The sequence below is a fragment of the Pseudomonas sp. PDM17 genome, assembly GCF_014851985.1.
In the GTDB taxonomy this organism is placed as follows: Bacteria; Pseudomonadota; Gammaproteobacteria; order Pseudomonadales; family Pseudomonadaceae; genus Pseudomonas.
The window spans coordinates 631904-641137 of sequence record NZ_JACVAT010000005.1 but is presented as its reverse complement, the minus strand read 5'-3'; the positions used below and the strand labels follow the sequence as shown (position 1 = coordinate 641137).

Genomic DNA, 9234 nt, shown 5'->3' with positions numbered 1-9234 from the left:
CTACATCCGCTTTTACAATCACCGTCGCCGCCATTCGACGCTGGGCTATCTCAGTCCGATGGAGTTTGAGCGGCGCTATGCGAGCAGTAGCTCTTAACTACCTGTCCACCAGTTCCGGGACAGACCATGCGACGAGAGTCTTGCATTCGATCATCCCTAATCATGTGTGGCGATTGGCTACCTGAGAGTGAGATTACTTCGCTCGTCCGCGGGTGGCCAGTCGAGACCACAATGGTGCACTAACGAGCCACTGCAGCATCGGCCTCCCCAAAAGGGACTCACCTGCACTCGTCAGGCAGGCAAAGCTGGCTTCGTGGCGACGTCGAACAGGTGCAAATTCACATTTTCTCCCGACCAAGAAACCCTCTATCCCGGTGCTTTCCAGCCGTATTCCAGCGATTCCATTCACATTTTTTTTGCACGAATAACCGACAATGCCGGCAAGCCACTTCACACTACTCGGCGGTAGTAGATTTCAGGTTCGGCTTCAGGTGTGTTTTCCGCAGGATGTGGCCATCAGACGCGCGAATCTTGTACAGCACATTCTCTTTGAGTAGGTACGTGGTTTCAGGTATTGCCAGAATGATGGATCCAACCAGTGACCCGGTATCCGTACTCACCTCCTGCACTATCGATAGCCCGTGGAGCTGATCCACTTCGACGTTCATAGACTTGGCAGCCTCCCGTAGCGCTCCGTCCTTGCCAGGGTTGTAACCGATCCAGTAAGGAGCGGTGACTAGGAAAAACAGACCTGTCGATATTCACCAGACCAGAAGGAATTGCAGCACCTGGTGCATGCTTTTCTTGAGCCGGATCACCACCGCCATCACTGGTAAGCAGATAGCCGAGCTCACTGCGGCTACTGCTACTTGGCCCGAGAGTGTCATATTGATGAAGCCGACGTATCCGAAGGAGAGCAGATCAGAGAAAGTGAATGACACCTCAGTTCTGCTGATACCGAACTGCTGTAGCAGCCCCACGTAGCGCATGTAGCCCAATACGACCAGTGCAGTGTTCACGACGGCGACCATGATCGTTGCCAGCTTGAGGAGCTGCTCAACGCTCAGGGGCGTGCGACTCGGCGCCATTGACTCTGCGGCATTTAGCGGTGCTGCCGCAGAAACCATGACTGGCGGGCTGATGAGCTCAACACGGACCGTCTTTTCCTTTCTCCAGAACATCCTTACCCCCTTTTTCGTGGCTGACAAAGTATCGCGGGCAATGGGGGTAACGACAGCCCTGAGTGGTCTTTCTAGCAGACCACCTCTTCAATCAGGAATAAGCAGCAGCCAGATCAACGAAAACATTAATAACCAGCGCAAAAATCTTAGCCAAAATTAAATTCATGTATAATGAGAAAACTCAGCAAGGAGAAATATAATGCGACTGCTTCATACTATGTTACGCGTGGGCGATCTCGATAAATCGCTAGACTTCTACACTCGAATTTTGGGAATGACCCTGCTACGCAAGTCAGATTATCCCGAGGGCATGTTCACCCTGGCCTTCGTCGGCTATGGCAACGAAGAAGACAACAGTGTTATCGAGTTAACCCATAACTGGGGCGTCGATAGCTATGAAATTGGAACTGGCTATGGCCATATCGCAATTGAAGTTAAAGATGCCGCCAAAGCATGTGACGATATTCGAAACAATGGTGGCGTTGTTACGAGAGAGGCCGGCCCAATGAAGCACGGCACTACCGTTATTGCTTTTGTCGCCGACCCCGACGGCTATAAGATCGAACTCATTCAGAGGTAGATTTCACCAACTTCAAGGAGGCTGAATTGGCTTTTGCCAACTGCCTCCTTAAGTCAATAACCTCCACCACTAAAGACAACTCTCTAGCCAAAGCTTTCTCATATTCACTTTTATAGAACTCCAAATCTTCCTTTGCTTTACCATCAGGAAGAATGCCTCTATCTAATTTCTCCTTGGCAGCCTTTTCGATTGCCTCAATTAAATCATAAAACACTGGCCGCGATTTTTTAATACTGCCTCGTCCTCGACCAGCTTCTAATGCAACATTATCTTTATTGATTTTAGCATCAGAACTCAATCGAGCCGGAGCCCCCGCAATCAATCGATTAAGCGCATCAAAATACTCATCCAATCCATTCATCATGCTTTCTCCAAAAACTGATTATAGAGCCTTTCATACTCTTCAAGAACAAACTTCTCAGTTCTTCTATAAACAGTGCCATCAGCGAGATCAGAAACAAAACTACGTTGCACTTCGATTAACCTAGCTAATTTCTTCAAGTTCACAACCGAGTCCGAACAATGCGCCAAACAGTATATCCACCGCCCAAATGAACGCTGCTGGCAATCCCCATGCTTCATGCAGCCCCCAACCGGCGTATCCTTATACGAAAGAAGGCCCTTAATAAACTTCCTAATAGTTTCAGACCTAGACTCAAAAGTAACATTATTTCTACTAGAGCTATGAAGTTCAATCCAAGACCCTGCACCGCCAAACAGCCTTTCTTCGCTAGATAATACATTCTCAAAAAAAGAAAGCGCCTCCCCCTCCGGAAGGGTCTCAATATAATCTACAGAAAAATGATCCCTATCGTACTCAAGCATATTTCTCGCAAAAAAACTGCCATCCGAATAGTACCGAGTCATTTCCTCGGTTATGTGCTGCAATTGTCTACGTAAGGAAGTTATTGAAACCAGGCCGGACCTAGAGGCGTACAAGGCCAAAGAACGCCTAAACTGATGAGTTTTCAGCTTCCAGCAACCGCCAACGACAATTCCACTTTCGCCCCAATTGCGAAACGGGTCGACCCTCATAAGTTCATCACAATCCACTTGCTCGATAGTCAGAGACATTTTCTCCACCATCCTCGTAAATCGCGAAATATCAAAATCTACAACCCTTGCCTCATCGCCTCCTTTCGACCAAAACCTCACTACACCTGGAGTGACAAAGAGGCGACAACCAGAGGTCTTATTTACATCCATTCCAATACATGAATAAATCCCTTCTGAAATCTTTTGCGCCAACCTTATGGCTTTGACTCCCTCAGTTGAGGTGACCCATCTCGACTCTCTAGGCTTACCGCCAGAGCGTTTTGTCGTGAAGCCGTGAATCATGTAATGCCGAAGCCCACCATCAACATACGAGCGCAAGCAATCATACGGCAGGTAGTTAACTTCCGAATCACGCATCCCAGAAAAAATATGAATAACACACTTACAAACAAAGAGCATCTCAGTCAAAATATAAAAAGTATTCCTAGAAATTGAATACCCACGTGAAAAATAAAAATCACTCAAACCGAACCTGTCGAGAATTATAGAGAAATCAGCTTTACTCATCCTCCGAAGGCATTTCCATTCTTCAGTGCTTGAGGGCTTTTTACCCCTCAACTCTTTAAGAACCTCAACCAATGAATCCACAACGCCTTCACAAACGTTAATCTCCTCCATCAAATAAGATATTACTTTTGAGAAAATTCGCGTAGGTATTACAGGAGTCTGCTTACATTCAGGAAGTTTCTTTAGAAGACTACTAGCCTCCTGTATGAGGGTTCGGCCAACCGGTCTAAAGGGCAGCGATAAGGCTTCAGGCTCTTGTAGTGCAGAAAGTAGTGACCTGAGATAACACAACTGCCAGCCATCTGAAATATGATGCATGAATAGACGACACTTTTCATCCTCAGATAGAATTTCAAAAACACTGAACCCAGAGGAAACGGAGAATCTGCACATATCAACTAACATATGAAAGTAGCTATCTGCCGTGCTAGGTGAAAGTGGATCGCGCCGCACATTTAGCATATACCAAATTATTTCTTTAGTTTGCCTTACCAACCCCTCCAGGCTCTTGTCACAAGTAAAACTAGGATACCAGTACTTAAAACGCATGATGGTCTTTTCCGGGTCCCCATCATACCGAGGCAGATACCAGTCATCATCGTCAAAAACAGACAAAGCCACACCGTCCCTATCACGACTTACGACGCGTATTGGCTTTCTATCAGTGCAAATTAAAACATCCAGTCCGAGATGAATGTCGTTGAGAGGTTTATTCATACGCCCCTTAGTAGCTTTCATATTAAAGAACCCCAACCTCTATAAGAGACGATATTCGATTTTCCCAATAGGGATCTAATCCGTCTTGAACCGCTATAGACTCTTCCAAAGTCGAGATAGCGTGATTAAGCTCATCTGAATGGGATCCGATCACCTTTAGAATAGAATTTATCCGAGCCAAGGCTGGATCATAGAACTCTCTGACTGAATCAGTACTGGGGTTGAGGTAAGAAAGTCTACTAATAAAATAACGACAACTGATCAACTTCCTTATATCTTCAATATCAGCATGAACCCTAAATTTCTCGCAGAACAAGCACCCCAGATCTGTTTTGCAATCAGGCTCGACTAACGTTGAGTCTGATGCAGCGGGGGAACCATAGTCACTACAACTTCCAGTAGAGATTTTTGTCAGTTCAAAATCTTTCGAGCGAACGACGGCACTCATCAACTTAGAGTAATAGTCCGACAACTCAATACGAGCTCTCTGCTCGCTCCCTTCAGCATAATGATCCTCCACGGTATCAATATTATTCTGAAGAGCCAGCGAAACAACTTCGACACTATATTTCTGCAAAAGAAAGTCAGATTTCGCTGCACGCCATTCGCGAGAAGTTACAAACTCAAATCCCGGATCAATCTTCAACACCCATTTTGATAACTCAGTAGTACATCCAGCCCGCATAGCTTTGACTGGGGAAGAGATATCAGAAAAGGAACATCGAAAGAATAGAGTACTACACGTCCGCCCCGCCAAAAGATAAATTCTAAGCTTAAGAAACTCCTTAAACGCCTGAAGAAATGTTGCCGATATTTCAAAACTCTGTTCACGCCCACTTGCTCTATATTTAATAAGGCGAAACTTCTTTCGCGAGGCTTCTACGGTGTATTCATCACACCATTCCAGCTCCAAGGCACCTGAGAGATTCATTCCAGTATTTGCTTGAAAAAGAACAAAGAACGCATTATGTGCAAGTATGCCCAACATTCTTCTACGAGAGCATTGAGGGTCCTCGTTAGCCTGCTTAAGTGATCTCAATAGACTACTTCTACAAACAGATGCGGAGGCCCTATTCTTATAGAACGACTCACACTCATCCAAACTCCTAATTCGCCCCGCCCTATAATCAACTGCACCGACAGTGTTCTTTAAACTTTCAAATCTATCTATTGCCAAAGGAGACACGAACTTCAGATTCGTAGGGAATATATACATCCCAGCTCCAATATAGTTAGGTAGCTTTAAAAAAAAAGGAAATTTACCAAAGGATGTAACAAAATTAGAATAGCCACTAAAGAGGCATCGAAACATATCAATATTTTTCGAAACCCTACTATCATCCGGAGGCTGAACAGGGGCATCTAAATCAGCATTAGATTGCAAACGCCTAACACCAAACCAAACATAATCGTCACACCACATCTCAGAAAGCTCATTGATAAGAACCACCTGCTTAGTTGAGTAATAATTATTGGCACGGGGAGATCTTTTTGTAAGGTCCTCTAGGAAATCCGTATAAGATAACACTGCCTTCTTACGAATTACTTCATCCTGAAAATCAACTAACTCAAAATTCTCATCACAGAAATCCATAAACTCGCTAACAATTTGAAGATAACCGTGAGCAGTAGTTGGACGAAGGTAGCCACTGATAACTCTGTTCGAAAAATGTTCAACCACCAGCCTCAAATTCCGGGATCGCACAGGGCAAATAGTCGATGTATCTACCAGTTTCGGCTTACCCCTGAGCCTGCCGTTCTTTGATCTAGCTTTGTAACAAAACGCCCCTATATCTATAGAAGTAGCCCCGCCATTAAAGCTAACTATTATTTTCTCGACACTATTATCCTGAATACCTTGAGAGTCTTTTATATCCAGCCTTACCGTACTCCTCTCAGTAAATATCCGCATACCTACCTCCCGAAACTCACATGAAGTTTAACAGCCCCTTATCAGCAATATCTTTGAGATGCTCCTCCCAATCAAACTGCGCAACTGCAACTAAATTATTCAGCCTCCTATAGTCAAGATAAAGATCTGTCGTTTTAAAGCTTTCATGTGAAAGCCTCGTCCTTACATACTCCCGAACATAAGAAAGCGACATCTCATTCCGCTCAACCCTCGGCATCAATGCATCAACAATATTCATTCCGCAGGTAGCGCGAAGATCATGAAATTGATACCTCCAGACATCAGCGCCATTTCTTGAGAGACGAGGAATAACTTGATCATAAATGAACTGACGAACAGCCTGCCCCTCGCTCTTATATCTTGATTGGCTAGCCGTAACGTCTTGCCGCGACAAATAATAGGGCTCACCGCGGTTAGTCATCATAAGATAGTCTGACTCTCTATTTTCTCTTGACCTGAATTTCTCGGCCCTCCCCGCCCACCTCGGACTTTCACGATAAGTCGCGAGCCTGCTCATTAACCAACCAGGAAATAGAAGGGTTATATTCTTACCGTACTTAGTATCTACCCCCGTCTCTGGTCCGGCAAAAACCTGATAGTGACGTCTGTCTTCAAACTCGCCCGCGAATACCCCTGCCCTTAGCGTTAGAACTGTTTGTATTCTGGCACCGGTAAACAATGCTATACAATGAGCCAAAAGCATTTCCGGATTACCAGCTTCTACCAAGACCTCTAAAAGATGTATCTGCCTATCCAAAGGTATGGGCTTCAGCTTCCCGCCATCATATATAATCTCGGTATCTAAAAGCTTAGGGGCTTTTATAGAAAGATCGGTTACCTTGATCTTTCTGAGAATCTTATTTCCAACACGATCTCCTCCGATCAAATACCTCTCGGACTCAACCCACGGATTATTTTCAGGAATGAAAACCCCATTCTCCCCTAACCACCTGTAAAACGAGACAACGGCCCCTATCCTACGTTTAGCTGTACTAGAGCTTATCTCTCGGGATCTAACTTTATTAAGAAGAGATGATCGATATCTATAAGTAACCCTCTTCAGTTTTTCCTCAGGAAAATACGTGTAGCTCAGCTCTTCATCTTCTAGATATCGTTTGAATAGAGAAAGATCCTTCGAAATATCACTACATGTCTCTATTCCAATACTTCCGTTTTTGTACCGGCTGAATAAATAGAAATTAGCTTCGTGCCAAAGCCCCCCGTCTCCACTCAGGACAACGGGAAAAGTGACTGAAGCAGGTAGGCCCAAGCTTGAGTAGCAGGAATGGGGAGACGTGAAGTAGCAGAGAAGAGAGGTCTGGACGCGGTCAGAAGCCCCGCCAAGAGAGGCGACAGTCGTGAATCGACAGTTGCGAATTGAAAGCGAGCGAGCCACGCCTCGAAGCATCGGACAATCCTCATGAGGGTTGTCTGTCCACTTCTAGCCGACTTTAAGATCCTGTCAAATCAGTGAAAAGTTTGGGGTACGTCCGGGTCTTCGACGAAGGCCAGGATGCTGGTGCCGTGCTTCATCGGGCCCGGCTCGCGGGTGATCTTGCCGCCACGGGAGCGGATGTCCTCGCAGGCCTTGTAGACGTCCGCCACTTCCAGGGCGATGTGGCCATAGCCGGTACCCAGCTCGTACTGGTCCACGCCCCAGTTGTAGGTCAGCTCGATGACGCTGTTGTCGTCTTCGTTGCCGTAGCCCACGAAGGCCAGGGTGAACTGGCCGTCCGGATAATCCTTGCGACGCAGCAGGGTCATGCCCAGGACTTCGGTGTAGAAGGCGATGGATTTGTCCATGTCGCCGACGCGCAGCATGGTGTGCAGCAGTCTCATCGGTTCTTTCCTCATCAGGTGCCCGGAGTGCGGGCTTATAAACACAAACCCCGGCTCGTGGCCGGGGTCTGCTTGTCACGGGAGACGCAAGCTTATCAGAACAGCTTGCGGCCCTTGTTCGCGGCGATACGCATGCGCAGCGCGTTGAGCTTGATGAAGCCAGCGGCATCGGCCTGGTTGTAGGCGCCGCCGTCTTCCTCGAAGGTCGCGATGTTGGCATCGAACAGCGAGTCGTCGGACTTGCGGCCGGTGACGATGACATTGCCCTTGTACAGCTTCAGGCGCACGACGCCGTTCACGTGTTCCTGGGAGGCATCGATCATCTGCTGGAGCATTTCGCGCTCCGGGCTCCACCAGTAGCCGGTGTAGATCAGCTTGGCGTAGCGTGGCATCAGCTCGTCTTTGAGGTGAGCGACTTCGCGGTCCAGGGTGATCGACTCGATGGCACGGTGCGCCTTGAGCATGATGGTGCCGCCAGGGGTCTCGTAGCAGCCACGGGACTTCATGCCGACGTAACGGTTCTCGACGATGTCCAGACGGCCGATGCCGTTGGCGCCGCCGATGCGGTTCAGCTCGGTCAGTACCTGGGCCGGAGTCATGTCCTTGCCGTCGATGGCGACGATGTCGCCCTTGCGGTAGGTCAGCTCGATGTAGGTGGCGGTGTCAGGGGCCTTCTCCGGGGAGACAGTCCACTTCCACATGTCCTCTTCGTGCTCGGTCCAGGTGTCTTCCAGCACGCCGCCTTCATAGGAGATGTGCAGCAGGTTGGCATCCATGGAGTACGGCGATTTCTTCTTGCCGTGGCGCTCGATCGGGATGTTGTGCGCTTCGGCGTAGTCCATCAGCTTCTCGCGGGACAGCAGGTCCCACTCGCGCCAGGGAGCGATTACCTTCACGCCCGGCTTGAGCGCGTAGGCGCCCAGCTCGAAACGCACCTGGTCGTTGCCCTTGCCGGTGGCGCCGTGGGAGATGGCGTCAGCGCCGGTGGCGTTGGCGATCTCGATCAGGCGCTTGGCGATCAGCGGACGGGCGATGGAGGTACCCAGCAGGTACTCGCCTTCGTAGACGGTGTTGGCACGGAACATCGGGAAGACGAAGTCGCGGACGAATTCTTCTCGCAGGTCCTCGATGAAGACCTCTTTCACGCCCATCTGCTTGGCCTTGGCGCGGGCCGGTTCGACCTCCTCGCCCTGACCCAGGTCGGCGGTGAAGGTCACCACTTCGCAGTTATAGGTATCCTGCAGCCACTTCAGAATTACCGAGGTGTCCAGGCCACCGGAATACGCCAGGACTACCTTCTTCACGTCCGCCATGCCACTCAACTCCACGGGGGTTGTCACGAAAGGGACCGATTCTACTGTCCGCTCGGAATAATTTACAGAGGGGCGACAGCTTTTGACGACAAAGCGACAAATACTATCGTCGGTGCGACCCGACGCCGC

9 protein-coding genes are annotated in these 9234 nt (G+C 48.4%); 2 read left to right on the top strand and 7 right to left on the bottom strand.

Translation table 11 applies throughout. The annotated features are described in order from the left end of the window. The coding region (locus tag IB256_RS21120) for an IS3 family transposase (protein ID WP_192403981.1) at nucleotides 1-97 on the top strand (97 nt) is incomplete at its 5' end. A 664-nt stretch (nucleotides 98-761) separates the two neighbouring features. Here the strand turns inward: IB256_RS21120 and IB256_RS21115 are convergent. Continuing rightward, nucleotides 762-1181: a hypothetical protein gene (locus tag IB256_RS21115; protein WP_192403979.1), complete on the bottom strand. Its 420-nt coding sequence runs from the start codon at nucleotides 1179-1181 to the stop codon at nucleotides 762-764. Nucleotides 1182-1380: 199 nt separating this feature from the next. Between IB256_RS21115 and gloA (IB256_RS21110) the strand changes: the two genes are divergently transcribed. Beyond that, entirely contained in the window at nucleotides 1381-1761 is a 381-nt protein-coding gene (gene gloA / locus IB256_RS21110; RefSeq protein ID WP_192403976.1) for a lactoylglutathione lyase, read from the top strand. On the opposite strand, the gene IB256_RS21105 is transcribed toward gloA (IB256_RS21110), so the two are convergent. The 6 genes from IB256_RS21105 to IB256_RS21080 all read right to left on the bottom strand — a co-directional run bounded on the left by IB256_RS21105 (nucleotide 1748) and on the right by IB256_RS21080 (nucleotide 9105). Further along, a complete protein-coding gene (locus tag IB256_RS21105; protein WP_192403974.1) occupies nucleotides 1748-2125 on the bottom strand; it encodes a hypothetical protein in 378 nt (125 codons plus the stop codon). The genes gloA (IB256_RS21110) and IB256_RS21105 overlap by 14 nt on opposite strands. After that, nucleotides 2122-4062, bottom strand: a complete 1941-nt coding sequence (locus tag IB256_RS21100; RefSeq protein ID WP_192403972.1) for a hypothetical protein — start codon at nucleotides 4060-4062, stop codon at nucleotides 2122-2124. The genes IB256_RS21105 and IB256_RS21100 overlap by 4 nt, the downstream gene beginning before the upstream one ends. A gap of 1 nt (nucleotide 4063) precedes the next feature. Next, a complete protein-coding gene (locus IB256_RS21095; protein WP_192403970.1) occupies nucleotides 4064-5953 on the bottom strand; it encodes a hypothetical protein in 1890 nt (629 codons plus the stop codon). Between the two features lie 16 nt (nucleotides 5954-5969). Continuing rightward, nucleotides 5970-7361 carry an integrase gene (locus IB256_RS21090; RefSeq protein WP_192403968.1) on the bottom strand — a complete coding sequence of 464 codons (1392 nt, stop codon included), beginning with the start codon at nucleotides 7359-7361 and terminating at the stop codon, nucleotides 5970-5972. A 59-nt stretch (nucleotides 7362-7420) separates the two neighbouring features. Next, nucleotides 7421-7792 carry a lactoylglutathione lyase gene (gloA, locus tag IB256_RS21085; RefSeq protein ID WP_192403966.1) on the bottom strand — a complete coding sequence of 124 codons (372 nt, stop codon included), beginning with the start codon at nucleotides 7790-7792 and terminating at the stop codon, nucleotides 7421-7423. Between the two features lie 95 nt (nucleotides 7793-7887). Then, nucleotides 7888-9105 (bottom strand): argininosuccinate synthase, encoded by a 1218-nt coding sequence (locus IB256_RS21080; RefSeq protein WP_151186177.1) that lies wholly within the window; start codon nucleotides 9103-9105, stop codon nucleotides 7888-7890. Nucleotides 9106-9234 lie beyond the last annotated feature (129 nt).

Excerpts from the sequence above, each read along its gene's own strand:
- IB256_RS21090 (WP_192403968.1), bottom strand. The coding sequence starts at position 7,361 with ATGCTTCGAGGCGTGGCTCGCTCGCTTTCAATTCGCAACTGTCGATTC.
- gloA (WP_192403966.1), bottom strand. The coding sequence starts at position 7,792 with ATGAGACTGCTGCACACCATGCTGCGCGTCGGCGACATGGACAAATCC.
- gloA (WP_192403976.1), top strand. The coding sequence starts at position 1,381 with ATGCGACTGCTTCATACTATGTTACGCGTGGGCGATCTCGATAAATCG.
- IB256_RS21095 (WP_192403970.1), bottom strand. The coding sequence starts at position 5,953 with ATGCGGATATTTACTGAGAGGAGTACGGTAAGGCTGGATATAAAAGAC.
- IB256_RS21115 (WP_192403979.1), bottom strand. The coding sequence starts at position 1,181 with ATGTTCTGGAGAAAGGAAAAGACGGTCCGTGTTGAGCTCATCAGCCCG.
- IB256_RS21080 (WP_151186177.1), bottom strand. The coding sequence starts at position 9,105 with ATGGCGGACGTGAAGAAGGTAGTCCTGGCGTATTCCGGTGGCCTGGAC.
- IB256_RS21105 (WP_192403974.1), bottom strand. The coding sequence starts at position 2,125 with ATGATGAATGGATTGGATGAGTATTTTGATGCGCTTAATCGATTGATT.
- IB256_RS21100 (WP_192403972.1), bottom strand. The coding sequence starts at position 4,062 with ATGAAAGCTACTAAGGGGCGTATGAATAAACCTCTCAACGACATTCAT.